The organism is Pseudomonas sp. MWU13-2100 (genome assembly GCF_023242365.1).
GTDB lineage: Bacteria > Pseudomonadota > Gammaproteobacteria > Pseudomonadales > Pseudomonadaceae > Aquipseudomonas.
This window is the reverse complement of the sequence record NZ_JALLIX010000043.1, coordinates 1-18,456: the sequence shown is the minus strand read 5'-3', so window position 1 is coordinate 18,456 and position 18,456 is coordinate 1. Positions and strand designations below refer to the sequence as shown.

General features: G+C 61.8%; 15 protein-coding genes. 4 read left to right on the top strand and 11 right to left on the bottom strand.

Annotated features, from left to right (window positions below; translation table 11 throughout):
- Positions 1-476: 476 nt before the first annotated feature.
- The 10 genes from M5B99_RS24015 to M5B99_RS23970 form a co-directional block, all read right to left on the bottom strand.
- The gene (locus M5B99_RS24015; protein ID WP_248806396.1) at positions 477-1,325 is read right to left on the bottom strand and encodes an alpha/beta fold hydrolase; all 849 of its coding nucleotides are present in this window, start codon (positions 1,323-1,325) and stop codon (positions 477-479) included.
- A 322-nt stretch (positions 1,326-1,647) separates the two neighbouring features.
- Entirely contained in the window at positions 1,648-2,985 is a 1,338-nt protein-coding gene (locus M5B99_RS24010) for a TldD/PmbA family protein (RefSeq protein WP_248806395.1), read from the bottom strand.
- Complete coding sequence (locus M5B99_RS24005; RefSeq protein WP_248806394.1) at positions 2,985-4,427, bottom strand: TldD/PmbA family protein; 1,443 nt, start codon at positions 4,425-4,427, stop codon at positions 2,985-2,987. The genes M5B99_RS24010 and M5B99_RS24005 overlap by 1 nt, the downstream gene beginning before the upstream one ends.
- A gap of 274 nt (positions 4,428-4,701) precedes the next feature.
- On the bottom strand, positions 4,702-5,397 hold the full coding sequence (locus M5B99_RS24000) for an RraA family protein (protein ID WP_248806393.1): 696 nt from the start codon (positions 5,395-5,397) through the stop codon (positions 4,702-4,704).
- 277 nt (positions 5,398-5,674) lie between these two features.
- Entirely contained in the window at positions 5,675-7,378 is a 1,704-nt protein-coding gene (betA, locus tag M5B99_RS23995; protein ID WP_248806392.1) for a choline dehydrogenase, read from the bottom strand.
- A gap of 187 nt (positions 7,379-7,565) precedes the next feature.
- Positions 7,566-9,038, bottom strand: a complete 1,473-nt coding sequence (betB, locus tag M5B99_RS23990) for a betaine-aldehyde dehydrogenase (RefSeq protein WP_248806391.1) — start codon at positions 9,036-9,038, stop codon at positions 7,566-7,568.
- Positions 9,039-9,120: 82 nt separating this feature from the next.
- Positions 9,121-9,741, bottom strand: coding sequence for a transcriptional regulator BetI (gene betI, locus M5B99_RS23985; RefSeq protein ID WP_248806390.1), 621 nt, complete (start codon positions 9,739-9,741; stop codon positions 9,121-9,123).
- A gap of 212 nt (positions 9,742-9,953) precedes the next feature.
- On the bottom strand, positions 9,954-11,132 hold the full coding sequence (choV, locus tag M5B99_RS23980) for a choline ABC transporter ATP-binding protein (RefSeq protein WP_248806389.1): 1,179 nt from the start codon (positions 11,130-11,132) through the stop codon (positions 9,954-9,956).
- Positions 11,129-11,974, bottom strand: coding sequence for a choline ABC transporter permease subunit (gene choW, locus M5B99_RS23975; RefSeq protein WP_248806388.1), 846 nt, complete (start codon positions 11,972-11,974; stop codon positions 11,129-11,131). Before choW ends, choV begins: the two co-directional genes overlap by 4 nt.
- Positions 11,975-12,043: 69 nt before the next feature.
- Entirely contained in the window at positions 12,044-12,991 is a 948-nt protein-coding gene (locus tag M5B99_RS23970) for a choline ABC transporter substrate-binding protein (protein WP_248806387.1), read from the bottom strand.
- A gap of 440 nt (positions 12,992-13,431) precedes the next feature.
- Between M5B99_RS23970 and M5B99_RS23965 the strand changes: the two genes are divergently transcribed.
- Both M5B99_RS23965 and M5B99_RS23960 read left to right on the top strand, forming a co-directional pair.
- On the top strand, positions 13,432-14,808 hold the full coding sequence (locus M5B99_RS23965; protein WP_248806386.1) for an L-serine ammonia-lyase: 1,377 nt from the start codon (positions 13,432-13,434) through the stop codon (positions 14,806-14,808).
- 582 nt (positions 14,809-15,390) lie between these two features.
- Positions 15,391-16,494 (top strand): GlxA family transcriptional regulator, encoded by a 1,104-nt coding sequence (locus tag M5B99_RS23960; RefSeq protein WP_017128334.1) that lies wholly within the window; start codon positions 15,391-15,393, stop codon positions 16,492-16,494.
- A 226-nt stretch (positions 16,495-16,720) separates the two neighbouring features.
- Here the strand turns inward: M5B99_RS23960 and M5B99_RS23955 are convergent, their stop codons facing one another.
- A complete protein-coding gene (locus M5B99_RS23955) occupies positions 16,721-16,981 on the bottom strand; it encodes a hypothetical protein (RefSeq protein ID WP_177098491.1) in 261 nt (86 codons plus the stop codon).
- Positions 16,982-17,460: 479 nt separating this feature from the next.
- Here M5B99_RS23955 and M5B99_RS23950 point away from each other — a divergent pair, with 479 nt between their 5' ends.
- Both M5B99_RS23950 and M5B99_RS23945 read left to right on the top strand, forming a co-directional pair.
- Positions 17,461-17,940 carry an AAA family ATPase gene (locus M5B99_RS23950; RefSeq protein ID WP_248806385.1) on the top strand — a complete coding sequence of 160 codons (480 nt, stop codon included), beginning with the start codon at positions 17,461-17,463 and terminating at the stop codon, positions 17,938-17,940.
- 53 nt (positions 17,941-17,993) lie between these two features.
- On the top strand, positions 17,994-18,456 hold a 463-nt coding region (locus M5B99_RS23945; protein WP_248806384.1), incomplete at its 3' end, for an AAA family ATPase.

Sequence of the window (18,456 nt, the reverse complement as noted above, 5' to 3'; positions counted from 1 at the left end):
CGGAAATTGTGGGCGGCGGATTCACCGTAGCGCGCGAAGAGGTCGCGGCGATTGTGGGAGCCGGATTTATTCGCGAAGAGGTCCTCAAGGGCGCTAAAGGCTTCGCGGGCAAGCTCCGCTCCCACAGGGTTCTGATTCTATACAAGCGTTGGGTGCAACGCGGAAATTGTGGGCGGCGGATTCACCGTAGCGCGAAGAGGTCGCAGCGATTGTGGGAGCCGGATTTATCCGCAAAGAGGCCCTCAAGGGCGCTAAAAGCTTCGCGGGCAAGCTCCGCTCCCACAGGGTTCTGGTTCTATACAAGCGTTGGGTGCAACGCGGAAATTGTGGGCGGCGGATTCACCGTAGCGCGAAGAGGTCGCAGCGATTGTGGGAGCCGGATTTATCCGCGAAGAGGCCCTCACGGGCGCTAAAAGCTTCGCGGACAAGCTCCGCTCCCACAGTTTTCCGGTCAGTGGCGGAGATTGTGCCGGGCCTTATTGGCTGTTACCCGACATCGAAAGCAGCAGGAAACCGAGCAGGGCCTGATGCACCGCGTTGGCGGCCTGGCGTGATTCCAGGTCGAGCAGGTGGCCGGTGTCCTCGGCGACGGCAAAACTGCACCGAGGGACATAGGCCTGAAACCCTAGCGCTCCTTCAGCCGGGGTGTAGATATCCTTGGCGCCGTTGATGAAATGCACCGGGCTCCGGATCGCGGACAACGCCCGCAGGTAGTTGCCGTCACCCAGTTGCAGCACCTGGTCGATATGAAAGCGCGCCTGACGGTACTCGGTACTCGACATCGACGACAGGTGCTGGTGATTGGTGGTCTTGAGGCGCGGTGGCAGGAAGTGGCCGACGGTATCGTTGAGCAGATGGCCGATAGCCGATTTGTCATCCGCCTCGATCAGCTCGTGGACCCGCTGCACGTACGCCAGCATCGCTGGATTCAGGTCGGGCGCCAGGGCCATCACCACCGAGCTTTCGATGGTCGGCGGGTGCCGGGTCAGGGTCAACAGGGTGGAAATGCCGCCCCAGGAGGCCGACACCAGATGATTGGCCTCGAAGCGCTGCACCAGGGCCAGGAGGATCTCCACCTCGTCGTCCTTGGTCACCAGCCCCGGATCGGGGTTGTAGGGTTGCGAGCGCCCGGCAAAGGGCAGGTCGAACAGCACCACGTTGAAGTGCTCGGCCAGGCACTTGCTGGTGCGGGTGAAGGAACTGGTGGTGGCCAGGGCGCCATTGACCAGCAGGGCCGTCTTGCGTCGCGGATCGTCGCCGATGCGTTCGACGTGGATATTGAAATGCCGGTACAGGTTGTCGATGACAAAGCTTCCATGATTCATATCAAGCTCCAGCAAAGCACTTTCGGGGGGAGAAAGAGGTGCGGTGTTGAGTAAGAAAATCGCGGGTAAAGCCTGGTTTTCTGGATGTTGCTGTACGAGGGTGGCGTTTTGATGGTGTGAAAAAAGCTGAGGGATGTATAGCGCGCCAGGCGGCGTCAGGGCAACTGGCTGACCGGATAGGTGTGCGGGTATTTCGGTCAGGGCCAGGGGGTGGCCATACGGACCTTGTGGGAGCCGGCTCGCCGGCGATGAGGCCCTTGAGCCTTGCGTCGGCTGATCGGTCGCCATCGCCGGCAAGCCGGCTCTCACGGGGTTTCGGGGGTTACAGGGTCAGGGTCAGCTTGCTGATCAGCGCCCCCGGCAGCAGGTTCGATGCGGTCTGCCGCTGGTCGTAGGTACTGGCCGACAGCAGCAGTTCGCGTTCCTGGGTCAGGGCTTCCAGCTGGCTGCCCAGCAGGCTGTAGGCACTGTCGTCGAAGCGCATGGTGCTGACCGGCGCCTGGATCTCGCCGTCCTCCACCCAGAAGGTGGCGAAGCGGGTCATGCCGGTCATCCGCGCCGCCGGTTGGTCCGAATAGTTCAGGTACCAGAGGTTGCTGATGTACAAGCCGGTGCCCAGTTGCTTGAGGATATCGGCCTGGGCCAGTTGCCCGGCACGCATCTGCAAGGCCCCGGGGTACTCGCCGCCGCTGGCACCGTTGGTGGTCAGCCCGTACTCGGCGGCACTGCGGGAGTTGATCAACTGCTGGTCGGCCGCGCCCGCGGCCACCAACGACACATCGCCGCGCGGATAACCTTCGTTGGAAAACGCCGGACTCAACGACCCGCTGATCTGCTCGCCGAGCCAGACCATGGGACTGAAACCGGCTTCGCCGGCGTAGAGCTTCTGCAAGGGACTGTGTTTGCTGCCGATGGCCTGGGCCGAGAAACCGCCCCAACTGAGTATGCCCATGATTTCTTCCAGCGCCGCCGGTGCCAGGTAGGCCCGATACTCGCCCGGCGCCAGGGTGCGCAACGGCCGCCCGAGAAACTCGAGCTGTTCCCGGGCCTGCTGGAAGCGCCGGGCAAAGCCGTCGCTGTCCCAGTCATGGCCGGCATAGCTGGCTTTCACCGCCTGGCCGTTTTCGTGGAACAGGCTCCAGTCGAAGTTGAAACTATTGGCCTGGTGCCAGCCGAAAGCTCCGTCGGAACTGGCAAAGCCCCGACTGATCGGGCCGGCGGCGTAGAACCCGACCATGTCCAGGCCGACCGATGCGTAGCTGATTTCTTCCAGTACCTGGGCGGTCTCCGGCAATGCGTGGCTCTGCACGTTCTGGTTTTGCCAGGCATTGTGGTTGAGCAGCAGGTACGGATCCGCCGGCAGCAGCGGAAGGATTTCGCGCAATTGTTGCAGGCCGTCCGCCAGGCGCTGACGGTCCGGTCCCGGCTCGCCGGAGAGGGTGATCTGCAAGTCGGCGTGGCGCCCGTCGTCGATCAGCTTAAAGCTCAGCGTGGCCTGTTGTACCTGTCCGGCTTGACGCACCCGGCCGTGGTTGAAGCGAATGAAGTCCGATGCTTCGGCGGCATAACCCAGGGTAAAGCGTTCCGTGGCTTGCAACTGTTGCTGCAAGCCCTCGACCAGCGCGCGGAAGTGTTCGACCTGACTCAGGGACGTAATCATCAGGCATCTCCTCCAAACACATCGACATTACTGAAGACACAGGCGGGCGAGGCATGCCCGACCCGGATCACCTGGTTCGGCTCGCCCTTGCCGCAGTTCGGCGTGCCCAGGACCTGGAAGGTCTCGATGTTGCCGACGGCGCTGAGATTGCGCCAGAACTGCGCGGAAATCGCCCGGTAGTTGGGGTTCTTCACCACGCCCTTGAGCTCGCCATTCTCGATCAGTTGACCCCACTCGCAGCCGAACTGGAATTTGTTGCGGGCGTCGTCGATGGACCAGGAACGGTTGGTGGACATCAGGATGCCTTTCTCGATACCGCCGACCAGTTGCGCGAAGGACTGGTCGCCCGGTTCGATATTGAGATTGGCCATACGATCGATGGGCGCACGGTTCCAGCTGCAGGCGCGGCTGTTGGCGACCCCGTCGAGGCCGGAGCGGAACTGCGACAGCGCGCCGCCCAGCGGGCGCAGCAGGCGGCCTTCACGAATCAGGAATTCCTTGTGGGCCGGGGTGCCGTCGTCGTCATGGCCGTAGCTGGCCAGTTGTTGCGCGATGGTCGGATCAAAGGTCACGTTGAGCAGCGCCGAGCCATATTGCAGGCTGCCGAAATCGCTGGCCTTGACGAAGCTGGTGCCGGCGTAATTGCGCTCGTCGCCGAGGATGCGGTCCAGCTCCAGCGGGTGGCCGATGGATTCGTGGATCTGCAGGATCATCTGGTCCGGGGTCAGCAGCAGGTCGCGTGGGCCTTGTGGGGTGTTGGGCGCCAGCAGCAGTTGCAGGGCCTGGTCGGCGATCCGCGCGCCTGCGCCGATCAACCCGGAGCGCCCGATGACCTCGGCGCCGCCTTGCTGGCCGAAATTTTCCCGGCCCAGGGTGCGGGTCTGGCTGTCCGCGCCGTCGTAGGCGGTGACGCTCAGGCCCGGGTAGACGAAGCGCTGGGCCTGGCGCAGTTCGGCGCCGGCGTTGTTGAGGTAGATCTGTTCGACCTGAGTCAGGCCGAGGCTGACTTCCCAGTTGACCAGCCGCTCGTCCTTGGGCACGGCGGCCGACTCGGCGCCGAGCAGGGCGTAGCAGTCGCTCAGGGACGGGAAGGGCTGGTCGAGCTGGGGCGAGCGGTAATCGGCGCGGTCGCTGGACACGGCCTGTTGGCGCAGGTCGAGCAGGGCGTGGGGGGCCATCAAGCGGGCGTAGCTTTCAGCGCGCTCAAGGGCACTCTGCAGGCCGGCCTGGGACAGATCGTTGGTGGCGGCATAGGCTTCGACGCCGTTGACTCGCACGGTCAGCATCGCGCCTTCGTCGAGGCGCAGGCTCGGGGGTTCCGCCACGTTCTTGCGTACCGACAGGTATTGACCGGATTCGCGCACGTAACGCAGCGAGAAGAATTCAGCGCCCGTGCGCAAGCCGGCGAAACGCTGCTTGAGCTGGGGGTGGAAGTCGAACATGGGGAACCTCCCTGGAAATGGCGGTGACCGTGCGGGGCGCCTTATGGGCGGCCCCAATGCCAGTCTGTCAGGAAAAGGCGATTTTACTAGCGCCGTGATTCTGTAGCCTGGCTTGCCAGCGAGGCTTTTGGCGATCTTGAGGGCCTCTTCGCGGCGCTGCGGCGACCCGACAAGCTCCGCTCCCACAGGTTCTCGGTCGTGCAGACGATTCGGCTACGACTCGAAACTAATGTGGGAGCGGAGCTTGCCCGCGAAGCTCTTGAGGCTTTTGACCTTAGAGCGGGCAGCCCTTGGCGCGCAGGATCGCGTCGAAGCGGTCCGGGTCCAGGGTACCGGCTTCAATCGCCGCCAGCGTGGCTTTTTCCCGCGCCAGCAGATCGTGGCAACGCACCAGCAACTCCGGCAGCTCGGAACGGGCAGCGGCGACGACGCCGTCACCGTCGCCGATCATCAGGTCGCCCGGGGTAACCAGCATGCCGGCACAGGAAATCGCTACGTTGATCTCGCCACCGCCGTCGGTGCTCGGGCCACGGTGCACGCCACCGATGGCATAGGCTGGCAGTTCGCCGGTCTGCCATTCGTCGAGGTCACGTAGAGCGCCGTTGATCACCACGCCGACGATCCCGGCCTTGAGGGCCATGGCACGCATGATGCCGCCGAACACGGCACGGGTCAGGTCGGCGCTGCCGTCGATCACCAGCACATCACCCGGACGCGCCATCTGCATGGCCTTGAGGATCATCAGGTTGTCGCCCGGGCGCACCCGTACGGTCAGGGCATTGCCGAGCATCGGCGTGTTGCCGTGGAATGGCTTGAGGCCGAGGCCGCCGACGTTGCGCCCGAGGCAGTCGCTGACCGCGGCGGCGGGGATCTTGCTGAATTCCTTCAGCCACTTGGGGTCCATGGGCTCGGGGTTGGGATTGATCAGGTAGCCGGTGGGCCATTTGCTCGAAGATACGACATCAAACATGGGAAAGCCTCGTGGCCAGCAATGTGGCGGTGTGTCGGAGTGGGGCGGGGGTGAAACGTTTGCGCGCCATTAGATTAGGCCGACGCAGTGGGTAGGAGCAAGGGTGGGGTGGTGTGGGGAATGTTTACTTTGTGTGGATGAAGTGGACGGTTTGGTCCGGCGATAACCTACCTTGTGGCGAGCGGGCAAGTCCGCTCGCCACAAGATCGCGCTTGGCTTCGGATTTCGTCAACTGAACCGCGTTGGGCGAGCCCCCATGACAAGGGGGGCTGGCGGGTTACTGCGCAGTACGGCTCACTTCACGCAACGGCTTGCCACGTACTGGCGCCTCGCCTGCCACGTAGTAATCGGCCTTGCTGCGCGGCAACGGCTGGCGGCCACGGATCTTGTCGGCGATTTTCTCGGCGATCATGATCGTCGGCGCGTTCAGGTTGCCGGTGGTGATGATCGGCATGATCGACGCATCGACCACCCGCAGGCCCTGCATGCCATGCACGCGACCCTGACCGTCGACCACCGCCATCTCGTCGCTGCCCATCTTGCACGAGCAGGACGGGTGGAACGCGGTCTCGGCGTGCTCGCGGACAAACTGGTCGAGTTGCTCGTCGGTCTGCACTTCGATACCCGGGCTGATTTCGCGCCCACGGTAAATATCCAGGGCCGGCTGCTGCATGATTTCCCGGGTCAGGCGGATGCCGTCGCGGAACTCCTGCCAGTCCTGCTCGGTGGCCATGTAGTTGAACAGGATGCTCGGGTGCTGGCGCGGGTCCTTGGACTTGGCCTGCACCCGACCGCGGCTCGGCGAGCGCATGGAGCCCATGTGGGCCTGGAAGCCGTGCTCTTTCACGCCGTTGCTGCCGTTGTAGTTAATCGCCACCGGCAGGAAGTGGTACTGGATGTTCGGCCACTCGAATTCCGGGCGGGTCCGGATGAAACCGCCGGCTTCGAACTGGTTGCTGGCGCCGATGCCGGTACCGTTGAACAGCCATTCGGCACCGATGGCCGGCTGGTTCCACCATAGCAGCGAAGGGTACAGCGAGACCGGCTGGGTGCAGGCGTATTGCAGGTACAGCTCCAGATGGTCCTGGAGGTTTTCACCGACGCCCGGCAGGTCGTGGACCACGGGGATGTCCAGGCTTTGCAGGAGTTTGGCCGGGCCGACGCCGGAGCGCTGGAGAATCTGCGGCGAGGCAATGGCGCCGCTGCACAGCAGGACTTCCTTGCGCGCGCGGACTTCGACCGGCTCTTCGGCCGAGCCCAGCAGGTAACGCACGCCTACCGCACGCTTGCCTTCGAAGAGAATCTTGTCGGTCAGGGCGTGGGTGACGATGGTCAGGGTCGAGCGCTGCTTGGCGATGTCCAGGTAACCGCGGGCGGTGCTGGCACGACGACCCTTGGGCGTCACGGTGCGGTCCATCGGACCGAAGCCTTCCTGCTGGTAACCGTTGAGGTCGACGGTACGCGGATAACCGGCCTGCACGCCAGCTTCGACCATGGCGTGGAACAGCGGGTTGTTGCCGGCCTTGGGCGTGGTCACGCTGACCGGGCCTTCGCCGCCGTGGTAGTCGTTGGGACCGATATCACGGGTTTCCGCCTTGCGAAAATACGGCAGGCAGTCGAGGTAGGCCCAGTCTTCCAGGCCCGGCAACTTGGCCCAGCCGTCGTAGTCCATGGCGTTGCCACGGATGTAGCACATGCCGTTGATCAGCGAGGAGCCACCGAGGCCCTTGCCGCGACCGCATTCCATGCGGCGACCGTCCATATGCGGTTCCGGGTCGGTTTCGTAGGCCCAGTTGTAGCGCCGGCCTTGCAGGGGGAAAGCCAGGGCGGCGGGCATCTGGGTACGGAAGTCGAAGCGGTAGTCGGGACCGCCGGCTTCGAGCAGCAGCACGGTGACCCCGGCGTCTTCGGTCAGGCGGGTGGCCAGGGTGTTACCGGCGGAGCCGGCACCGATGATGATGTAATCGAATTCTTGGGACATGAAATGCAGCCCTCATTGAGGTGGATCGGGGCGGGGCGTCTCAGGACGAGTGCCTTGCACTCGGTTCGCGGGCAAGCTCCGCTCCCACAGGTTTTTCATCGTTCGCAGTGATTGCGTCTGGCTCAAACCTTGTGGGAGCGGAGCTTGCCCGCGAAGACGGCCTCACGGGCAATACAAGACTCGGGCCTTAGAACACCGAGTTGTATTCGCCCAACTCGACCTGTACCGATTTGATCCGGGTGAAGTTGTTCAGCGAACTGATGCCGTTTTCACGCCCAACCCCCGACTGCTTGTAACCGCCGACCGGCATCTTGGCATCGGACTCGCCCCAGGCATTGATCCAGCAGATACCGGCTTCCAGCTGATGAATCACCCGGTGAGCACGGTTCAGATCCTTGGTCACCACACCAGCGGCCAGGCCGAAGTCGGTGTCATTGGCGCGGCGGATCACTTCTTCTTCGGTTTCGTAGCTGAGGATGCTCATCACCGGGCCGAAGATTTCTTCACGAACGATGCTCATGTCATCGCTGCAGTCGGTGAATACGGTCGGCGCGACGAAAGCGCCCTTGGCGAATTCACCCGCGGTCAGGCGTTCGCCGCCGCACAGCAGGCGCGCGCCTTCTTCCTTGCCCTTGGCGATATAACCCAGCACGCTTTCCATATGGGCGAAGCTGACCAGCGGGCCGAAGTTGGTGTTCTCGTCTTGCGGGTTACCGACGCGGATCCGCGCCACGCGCTCGACGATCTTGGCTTCGAAGGCGGCTTTCAGGTGGCTCGGCACGAACACGCGGGTGCCGTTGGTGCAGACCTGGCCGGAGCTGTAGAAGTTGGCCATCATCGCGGTGTCGGCGGCGCGATCGAGGTCGGCGTCGTCGAAAATGATCAGTGGCGACTTGCCGCCCAGTTCCATGGTCACGTCCTTGAGCGACGAGCTGGAGGCGCTGGCCATGACTTTCTTGCCAGTGTCGGTGCCGCCGGTGAAGGAGACTTTCTCGATGCGCGGGTGTTCGGTCAGCCAGGTGCCGACTTCACGGCCGCTGCCGGTCAGGACGTTGAACACGCCGTCCGGTACGCCGGCCTCGGTGTAGATCTCGGCCAGTTTCAGGGTGGTCAGCGAAGTGACTTCGCTGGGCTTGAAGATCATCGCGTTGCCAGCGGCCAGGGCCGGGGCGGATTTCCACAGGGCGATCTGGATCGGGTAGTTCCACGCGCCGATCCCGGCGACCACGCCCAGTGGCTCGCGGCGGGTGTAGACGAACGAGGTGGTGCGCAGCGGGATCTGCTCGCCTTCGATGGCGGGCACCAGGCCGGCGTAGTATTCCAGCACGTCGGCACCGGTGACGATGTCGACGTAACGGGTCTCGGAGTAAGCCTTGCCGGTGTCCAGGGTTTCCAGGGCAGCCAGTTCGTCGTTGCGTTCACGCAGGATATCGACGGCGCGCCGCAGGATCCGCGAACGCTCCATGGCGGTCATCGCGGCCCAGATTTTCTGGCCCTTTTCGGCACTGACCACGGCGCGCTCGACGTCTGCTTTTGTCGCACGCTGCACTGTGGCGAGCACCTCACCGTTAGCCGGGTTGATGGCGTCGAAAGTGGCATCGCCGCTGGCGTCGCTGTAGCCGCCGTCGATGTAGAGTTTTTGCAGTTCGAAACGGGCCATAGTGTCCTCGCAAGTGCAGTGTGGGTTGGCTGACCTTGGAGCGGGAGGCCCTGTAGCCGGGGCAACCCGAGTCCGCGATCATTCAGGTGCCGAAGCGTTCTTGGCCGCTTGTGTACACCTGTTTTGTCAGTTGGAAATCCATGTATTCATAAGCGATCCGTTGTGCCTGCAGGGTGTCGAAAGCGTCTCCCGACAGCGCGCCGCGCAACCACAAACCATCGATCAACGCGGCCAGTCCGCGTGCTGCGCTGCGTGCTGCGGGCAATGGCAGGACGCGGCGGAACTGGCAACACAGGTTGGAATACAGACGGTGATCGTTGATCCGCTGCAACCTGTGCAAAGACGGGTGGTGCATGCTGGTGGCCCAGAAGGCCAACCAGGTTTTCATCGCCGGGCCATTGACCTGGCTGGCATCGAAGTTGCCTTCGATAATTACCTGCAGATGCGCCCTGGGGCTGTCGTCTGTCAGCGCCAGGCGGCGCGCGGCGACGCTCTCGATCAGGACATTCATCAGGTAGCGCATCGTGGCGGCGATCAGGCCATTCTTGTCCTGAAAGTAGTGGCTGATGATGCCATTCGAAACCCCGGCCAAGCGGGCGATCAGCGCAATGCTGGCATCCGCCATCCCGACCTGATCGACCGCCGTCAACGTGGCGGCGATCAATTGCTGGCGGCGTATGGGCTGCATACCAACCTTGGGCATCGTGCATCTCTCCTCAGACCTCTTGGTAGCCAGGAAGCGGCTACCGGTGTGGGGACCAGTCTATTTTGTTTTGATTGAACGTTCAATTAACAAAAAGGCCGGGTTACGACAAATCGCCGTTATCCGGCGGCCCTTTCCCCAACAGTCAGCGGTAAAACGACATTCCGAAAACAACGACGCCGCGATGCGCTCGCGGCGTCCTTACAGGTGTCTCAACCGAGGTTCTTGCCCAACAGCGCGTGATACAGCTCGCTGTCGCCGAGAATCCCCACCACCTTGTTGTTGTCGTGCAGCACCAGCTTGTTGCCGGTCTGGTAGCGGATCTGCAAGGCATCGCGCATACCGATGTTCGAGTCCACCAGCGTCGGCGTACGGCCCAGGGCTTCCACCGACTGACCCTGCACCCAGCTTTGCAGGTTCAGGCTGGCACCGTTCTGGCGCGCACCCTTGACGGTGTTGCCTTCGGCCAGGTCGATCCACGAATCGCCGCTCGGGTCGATGCACACCGAACCGTTGACCCGCTTGCAGTTGTCCAGGGTGCGCATCAGGCTGCGCCCGCAGAGCACGTTGAGCGGATTGGTGTGAGCGACGAAGGTGCGCACGTATTCGTCCGCCGGGTTGAGCACGATGTCTTCCGGCTTGCTGTACTGGATGATCCGGCCGTCTTTCATGATGGCGATGCGGCTACCCAGCTTGAGGGCTTCATCCAGGTCGTGGCTGACGAACACGATGGTCTTGTGCAGCTTGCGCTGCAGGTCGAGCAGTTCATCCTGCAAGCCTTGGCGGATCAGGGGGTCGAGGGCCGAAAAGGGTTCGTCCATCAACAGAATGTCGGCGTCCATCGCCAGGGCGCGGGCCAGGCCCACACGTTGTTGCATACCGCCGGACAGTTCGTCGGGCTTCTTGTTGCGCCATTGTTCCAGACCCACCAGTTGCAGCTTCTCGTCCACCAGCTGGCGGCGTTCCTTCTCGGGACGGCCCTGCATCTCCAGGCCGAAGCTGATGTTCTCGCGCACCGTCAGCCAGGGCATCAGGGCGAACTTCTGGAACACCATGGCGATGCGCTTGGTGCGCATCATCTTCAGTTCGGCATCGGTGCAGTTGGCGATGTCGATCTGCCGACCTTCATGCTCGACGAACAAGTGGCCACGGCTGACGGTATTCAAGCCGTTGATGCAGCGCAGCAGGCTGGATTTGCCGGAGCCGGACAGCCCCATCAGTACGCAGATCTCGCCTTTTTCGATTTCCAGGCTGGCGTTTTCCACGCCGACGATCTGCCCGGTCTTTTTCAGGATCTCTTCACGCTTGAGGCCTTTGTCCAGCAACGCGAGGGCCTCTCGCGGGTTCTTGGAGAAGATGACATCTACCTTGTCGAAGCGAATGATGCTCATGCGTCACCCCTTACCTGTGCGTCGGGTTGTTTGCAGATACGGTCGAGCATGATTGCCAGCAATACGATCGCCAGGCCGGCTTCGAAGCCGAGGGCGATATCAGCGGTGTTCAGTGCGTTGACCACGGGTTTGCCCAAACCGTCGGCGCCCACCAGTGCGGCGATCACCACCATCGACAACGACAGCATGATGCACTGGGTGACACCGGCGGCGATGCTCGGCATGGCGTGGGGCAGTTCAATCCGTGAGAGCAGTTGACGGCGCGAGCAGCCGAAGGCCTTGCCGGCGTCCATCAGTTCTTGCGGTACATCCTGGATGCCCAGGTAAGTCAGGCGGATGGGCGCGGCAATCGCGAACACCACCGTGGAGATCAGACCCGGAACGACACCCAGACCGAACAAGGTCAGAGTTGGAATGAGGTACACGAAGGTCGGTACGGTCTGCATCAGGTCGAGGACCGGACGCATCAGGGTGTAGAACATCGGCTTGTGCGCGGCAACGATGCCCAGCGGCACGCCGATGACCACGCAGACCAGGGTGGCGAACATCACCTGGGCCAGTGTTTCCATGGTTTCCTGCCAGTACCCCAGGTTGAGGATCAGCAGGAAGGAAGCGATCACGAAGGCGGTCAGCCCCCATTTGCGCTGGATCAGGTGGGCGATCGCCGCGATCAGCGCGATCAATGCCAGCGGATTGAACCAGGCCAGCGCGAAGGTCGCGCCGTGGATCATCGCTTCGAGTGTCGAGGAGATGAAGTCGAAGTAGTTGGCACCGTGCTTCGTCAACCATTCGACGAACGCCGCGATGTACTGGCCCAGGGGGAGTTTATGTTCAGTCAGCATGGTATTGAACGTCCACATGCGGGGAAATAAATGCCGGTCCAGGCGGGCGAACCCGCCCGGACGTGGCGGTTATTGCGCGAGCTTGGCCTTCACGGCTTCCAGGCCTGGTTTACCGTCAATGGTGGTCACGCCCGCCAGCCAGGTGGTCAACACCTGTGGGTTCTTCTTCAGCCACGCCTTGGCTGCGGCTTCAGGCTTCATCTTGTCGTCGAGGATGTTGCCCATCAGCGAGCTTTCCATGTCGACGGTGAACTCGAGGTTCTTCAGCAGTTGGCCGACGTTGCTGCATTCCTGGGTGTAGCCCTTGCGGGTGTTGGTCAGGACGGTCGCGGCACCGAAGTCCGGGCCGAAGTAGTCGTCGCCGCCGGTCAGGTACTGGATCTTGAAGCGCTTGTTCATCGGGTGCGGCGCCCAGCCCAGGAAGACCACGGCGGTGTCGCGTTTCTGCGCGCGGTCGACCTGCGAGAGCATGCCGGCTTCGCTGGACTCGACCACCTTGAAGCCGGCGTCTTTCAGGCCGAAGGCGTTCTTGTCGATCATGCTCTGGATCAGGCGGTTACCGTCGTTGCCTGGTTCGATGCCGTAGATCTTGCCGTCCAGTTCCTTCTTGAACTTGGCGATATCGGCGAAGTCATGCAGGCCCTTGTCGTACAGCGCCTGAGGGACGGCGAGGGTGTACTTGGCGCCCTTGAGGTTGGTGCGCACGGTTTCCACGGTGCCGGCATCACGGTAGGCCTTGATGTCGTTTTCCATGGTCGGCATCCAGTTGCCGAGGAACACGTCCATGTTCTTGCCGTCGGCCAGGGACTTGTAGGTCACTGGCACGGAAATCATCGTGGTCTTGGTCTTGTAGCCCAGGGCGTTGAGTACCACGCTGGTGGTTGCCGTGGTGGCGGTGATGTCCGTCCAACCGACATCCGAGAAGTTAACGGTACTGCACTGTGCCGGCTCTGCGGCCTGGGCCAGCATCGGCAGACTCAGCATGGCGGCCAACAACAACGACGGGGAACCTTTCATGGGGTGGACTCCTGGATGTTTATTTTTGGCAGTGGTCCGACTGGACGATCGCTCTTAGTTATTGTGTTGCGGTTGTAGGCGCTGAGGATGGCTCTACCCCGGTGCCTTGCAATCGAGTCGAGACTGATCATGTACCAGCCTGAATATGTCGCCTACAGGGTGCGTCGTATCCAGTACAGGGAGGGTCGCTTCCAGTGTCGGTGAGGTCGTTTACAGCTTTTTTCCGGCCTTTTTCCATCTCTGCGCCGCAAAAAAACGCCGGAAATTACCTGTGCGCGGACGCTGGCGTTGCTGGACATGGGTGCGTCGGTGTGAGACGTCGCGGGGGCTGTCAAAAGGCTGATGATGTTTTATCCCGGCGGATTGCGATCCTTGAGCGTAGCAGCTCCGCCACCGGACGCTCAGGCGTCTGGAACAGGCACTCAGAGGACTTAGCAACAATGGCAATCAGCGTGTTTGACCTGTTCAAGATCGGTATCGGTCCCTCCAGTTCCCACACCGTGGGGCCAATGCGCGCCGCGGCGTTGTTCGTTCAGGGGCTGCGTGAGCGCGGCGAGCTCGAGCGGGTGACTCGGGTCGAGGTGCAGCTCTATGGTTCGCTGTCGGCTACCGGCATCGGCCACGGCAGCGACAACGCGGTGATCATGGGCCTGATGGGCGAATGGCCGGACGCGATCGATCCGTCGCAAATCGGCCTGCGCATCGCCACCTTGCGTGAAACCGACACCTTGTTGCTGGACAACCGCCTGGCGATTCCGTTTGTCTGGGCACGGGACATGCGCCTGATCGACGAGAACCTGGCCTTCCATCCCAACGCCATGACCCTGGTGGCCGAAGACGCGGCTGGTGAGTTGCATCGCGATACCTACTATTCGGTGGGCGGTGGTTTTGTTGTCGACCAGGCCCAGGCGCAAAGCGGCGTGGCGGACATGGATCGCACGGTGCTGCCATATGATTTTTCCAGTGCCGTGGAATTGCTCGAGTTGTGCCAGCGGCATGGCCTGAGCGTTGCCGAGCTGATGCTGGCCAATGAAAAGGTCTGGCGGGGCGAAGATGAGATCCGCAGCGGCCTGATGAAGCTCTGGCGTGCCATGCAGGATTGCGTCGAGCAGGGCCTCAAGCATGAAGGCATTCTGCCTGGCGGCCTGAATGTGCGTCGGCGCGCGGCCAAGTTGCACCGTAGCCTGCAGGAACTGAACAAACCCAATGTCATCGGCTCGACCCTGAGCGCCATGGAGTGGGTGAACCTGTTCGCCCTGGCGGTCAACGAAGAGAACGCGGCGGGCGGGCGCATGGTCACGGCGCCGACCAACGGCGCGGCGGGGATTATCCCGGCGGTGCTGCACTACTTCATGAAGTTCAGCGAGGTGGTGACTGACGCCAATGTCGTCGACTATTTCCTCGCGGCGGCGGCGGTGGGCATCCTGTGCAAGAAGAATGCGTCGATCTCGGGGGCCGAGGTCGGTTGCCAGGGCGAAGTGGGATCGGCTTGCGCCATGGCGGCGGCAGGGCTGGCGCAGGTGCTCGGGGCCACGCCGGAGCAGTTGTGCAACGCGGCGGAAATCGGCCTGGAACACAATCTGGGGCTGACCTGCGATCCGGTCGGTGGGCTGGTGCAGGTGCCGTGTATCGAGCGTAATGCGATTGCCGCGGTCAAGGCGATCAATGCGGCACAGATGGCCTTGCGTGGTGATGGTCAGCACTTTATTTCCCTGGACCGGGTGATCCGCACCATGCGCGATACCGGGGCCGATATGCATGACAAATATAAAGAGACTTCGCGGGGTGGGTTGGCGGTCAGTGCCGTGGAGTGCTGATCCGGAAGATGTAGCGATTGTGCCGGCTTCTTCGCGGGCAAGCTCCGCTCCCACAGGATCAGCGTCGTGCTGCAGTTTCGCGACCGATCACAAAACCCTGTGGGAGCGGAGCTTGTCGGATCGCCGCACCGCCGCGAAAGCGTCCGTCCAGGCGACGCAGAGTAAAACCTGTGCACAAATCGCCCATTCACCCCGTGACACGCCACCTTTTGGCGCGTCGCAAACAGATAACTGGCGACCTTTCGCAACGACCGACTTTTACCCCGTTACCGCCGGTCGACTGTGCTTGCGGTGACACTCCTTCCCGGCGCTGCTCAGCGCCCGGTACACAAGTGCTACCGAAGTGCTCAAGGCAGCTTGCCGGGGCGCTAGCAGACCTTTCCCACGCCTTATATCCCGCACTCATGGCGGGGGCTATGTAGACACATCGTAATGTCGTTTTCAGGAGTTATTGAATGTCTATTCAACTTTCGGCATGGCAATTGCTCTGTCATTGCAAAGCCCCTCTCCGCGAGAGAATGAGGGCCATAACAAGAGCCTCCGCCTGAGGCCATCACCCGCTTTGTGTGAGGAGATATCGCGATGACGTCGTTCCAGTCCGGGGCTCAACCCCAGAACCGTGCGCCTCAATCCATCGGCTTCCTGCTGCTGGACAATTTCACGCTCATTTCCCTGGCCTCCGCCGTAGAGCCCCTACGCATGGCCAATCAATTGTCCGGTCGCGAGCTGTATCGCTGGACGACCCTGAGCGTCGACGGCGGGCAGGTCTGGGCCAGCGACGGCCTGCAGATCACGCCTGATGCCTCCATGCACAAAGCCCCCGCCATGGACACTGTGATTGTCTGCGGTGGTATTGGCATTCAACGCACCGTTACCCGTGAACACGTCTCCTGGTTGCAGAGCCAGGCGCGCCAGTCGCGTCGCCTCGGCGCCGTGTGCACCGGCAGTTGGGCCCTGGCTTGCGCCGGGTTGCTCGATGGCTTCGATTGCAGCGTGCACTGGGAGTGTCTGGCCTCGATGCAGGAAGCCTTCCCGCGCGTGGCCATGAGCACCCGGCTGTTCACCCTTGACCGCAACCGCTTCACCAGCTCCGGCGGCACCGCGCCGCTGGACATGATGTTGCACCTGATCAGCCGTGACCACGGCCGCGAATTGTCGGCGGCGATCTCGGAGATGTTCGTCTACGAGCGTATCCGTAATGAACAGGATCACCAGCGTGTACCGCTCAAGCACATGCTCGGCACCAACCAGCCGAAGTTGCAGGAAATCGTTGCGCTGATGGAGGCCAACCTGGAAGAGCCGATCGATCTGGACGAACTGGCGGTGTATGTCGCCGTGTCCCGTCGACAGCTGGAGCGCCTGTTCCAGAAGTACCTGCATTGTTCGCCGTCGCGCTACTACCTGAAGCTGCGCTTGATTCGGGCGCGGCAGTTGCTCAAGCAGACGCCGATGTCGATTATCGAAGTGGCGTCGGTCTGCGGGTTTGTTTCGACGCCGCACTTCTCCAAGTGCTACCGCGAGTACTTCGGTATTCCGCCACGTGACGAGCGCGTCGGCTCCAACACCACCCAGCAGGTGGCGATGATGCCGATTCCGCAGGCATTGGTATTGGCACCGTTGTCCGGGCCGATGTCGGCGTTGAGCCAGGCGCGCAATGAGTCGACGTTTGCCAGCGTGAGGCTCTAAGCCCGGTTGCTTGGGGCGGCCCGGTGTGGTGGCTGCCCTAATACCGATTCATGTAATTTGAACCCGAGCACGGTCTTGTGGCGAGCGGGCTTGCCCGCGCTCGGCTGCGTAGCAGCCGCAAAACCTGCCATCGCGATCTGACTGACAGAGCAGGTTTGCCGGTTTTAGGGGCGCTTCGCACCCCAGCGTGGGCAAGCCCACTCGCCACAGTCTTGTGTTTCTTCGGTCAGGGCCGCGTCTGCTGATACTGCGCCAACGCCGGCAACAACTGCTTGTCGATCGCCTGGCGCACCGCCGGCAGAATCGTCGCGCTGCTGGTGTACATGTCCTTGACCATCTTGCGCAGCTCATAGGCCCTGGCATCGTCGAGGCCGCGTACCGCACATTCGCAGGCTTGCTCGGCGGTGGCCCCGCTCGGCACTTGCAGGCCGAGGGATTTGAGCTGGCCCAACAGGTCTTCCTGGTCAATCAGATCCGCGTACATCATGGCGCTGGTCCTTGTTCCGATGTGGTCGTGTTTCGATTCTGGTAGCCCTGCGCGGTGTCGGCAAGAGCCGATTGCCCGAGTGGCTCTGATACCTATGAACAGGTCGTTTTCGGCTAACTCGCGAGCAGGGCAAGCGGGCACACTGGGTACCAGTAGACCTGTCGACGGTTTGGTCACCCTCGGTCCGGGTTTCTGTGGACACACTCTCTCACCCCGATCCTGTCACGGCTTGATCGGGGTTTTTTTTGCCCTTAATTCGCCGGGGGCGCTATGCGGATCCTGCGATCTTCCTTCTGTTACAGGCCGGGGATAGCTACTGGCAGTTGTTTGGCATTAGCATTGCGCTCATTCAAATGACAGGAACGCCTATATGCTCAATGCTTGTTCGCCCAAGGAGGTGAACAAGGGTTGATTGCGTGCTCCGAGTTCGGCCGTTCGGGTCTGACCTTGGTCCTCTGGGCAAAACGGAAGGTAAGAAGATGCTCAAGCGTTTGTCTCTCAATGGTGTCGGGCCAGCCGAAACGTTCGGCCCTGTTGAGTTCGCTCCACGTCTCAACTTCATCACGGGCGACAATGGGTTAGGAAAGAGCTTTTTACTGGATGCTGCCTGGTGGGTGTTGACGCGGACCTGGGCTCGAGGGGCCGAGGCCATTCCCCGGGAGTCTTCGGATAAACCCAGTATCGAATTTGCGTTCAGCAAGGTGACTGCAGGGGACAAGGAGGGAACCATTCCATTCACAGATGGAATTTGGCGTCAGCCTAAAGCGCGTCCTTCGATTCCTGGCGTTGTGATCTATGCAGGTGTTGACGGCAGCTTCTCCGCCTGGGATCCGCCCGCAACTATTGGAGTGATCAGCAGGCGGACGCGGAAGAAAAAATTCGTGCGTTCAACTTTTCTCCCGATGAAGTCTGGAAAGGTGCTGTATCCGAGAAGGGCACCAATATATGTAATGGCCTGATTCATGATTGGGTTCGTTGGCAGCAGACGAGCGGTGACTCGCCTTTTAACGAATTGGTCACCGCGCTGGACGCACTTTCTCCATCGGGGATCGAGAAACTGTCGCCGGGATCGCCTTGTCATATCGGGGCTCTTGATGAGACCGAATATCCAACCTTGAGAATGCCCTATGGGCTGGATGTGCCATTGGTGCATGCCTCAGCAGGGATGCGTCGTATTGCCGCTCTGGCCTATATGCTGGTTTGGACTTGGAACGGGCACAAACGAGCGTGCAAACAGCGGAAAATAAAGCCTGCCAAGGAAGTTATCTTTCTTATCGACGAAGTTGAGTGCCATCTTCATCCTCAGTGGCAGCGTCGTATTGTGCCAGCATTACTCAAAGTTATGCGCGCCATGACGGGTGAAGAGGTCGCGGTCCAATTGATTGTCGCGACTCATTCACCCTTGGTTTTGGCCTCCGCAGAACCTGAATTTGAGGACGAAGAAGATGCGCTCTTCAATATTCATCTGGACGACG

Bases quoted from the DNA above. Each gene is read 5' to 3' on its own strand.
- M5B99_RS24015 (WP_248806396.1), bottom strand. From the start codon at position 1,325: ATGAATCATGGAAGCTTTGTCATCGACAACCTGTACCGGCATTTCAAT.
- M5B99_RS24010 (WP_248806395.1), bottom strand. From the start codon at position 2,985: ATGATTACGTCCCTGAGTCAGGTCGAACACTTCCGCGCGCTGGTCGAG.
- M5B99_RS24005 (WP_248806394.1), bottom strand. From the start codon at position 4,427: ATGTTCGACTTCCACCCCCAGCTCAAGCAGCGTTTCGCCGGCTTGCGC.
- M5B99_RS24000 (WP_248806393.1), bottom strand. From the start codon at position 5,397: ATGTTTGATGTCGTATCTTCGAGCAAATGGCCCACCGGCTACCTGATC.
- betA (WP_248806392.1), bottom strand. From the start codon at position 7,378: ATGTCCCAAGAATTCGATTACATCATCATCGGTGCCGGCTCCGCCGGT.
- betB (WP_248806391.1), bottom strand. From the start codon at position 9,038: ATGGCCCGTTTCGAACTGCAAAAACTCTACATCGACGGCGGCTACAGC.
- betI (WP_248806390.1), bottom strand. From the start codon at position 9,741: ATGCCCAAGGTTGGTATGCAGCCCATACGCCGCCAGCAATTGATCGCC.
- choV (WP_248806389.1), bottom strand. From the start codon at position 11,132: ATGAGCATCATTCGCTTCGACAAGGTAGATGTCATCTTCTCCAAGAAC.
- choW (WP_248806388.1), bottom strand. From the start codon at position 11,974: ATGCTGACTGAACATAAACTCCCCCTGGGCCAGTACATCGCGGCGTTC.
- M5B99_RS23970 (WP_248806387.1), bottom strand. From the start codon at position 12,991: ATGAAAGGTTCCCCGTCGTTGTTGTTGGCCGCCATGCTGAGTCTGCCG.
- M5B99_RS23965 (WP_248806386.1), top strand. From the start codon at position 13,432: ATGGCAATCAGCGTGTTTGACCTGTTCAAGATCGGTATCGGTCCCTCC.
- M5B99_RS23960 (WP_017128334.1), top strand. From the start codon at position 15,391: ATGACGTCGTTCCAGTCCGGGGCTCAACCCCAGAACCGTGCGCCTCAA.
- M5B99_RS23955 (WP_177098491.1), bottom strand. From the start codon at position 16,981: ATGATGTACGCGGATCTGATTGACCAGGAAGACCTGTTGGGCCAGCTC.
- M5B99_RS23950 (WP_248806385.1), top strand. From the start codon at position 17,461: ATGCTCAAGCGTTTGTCTCTCAATGGTGTCGGGCCAGCCGAAACGTTC.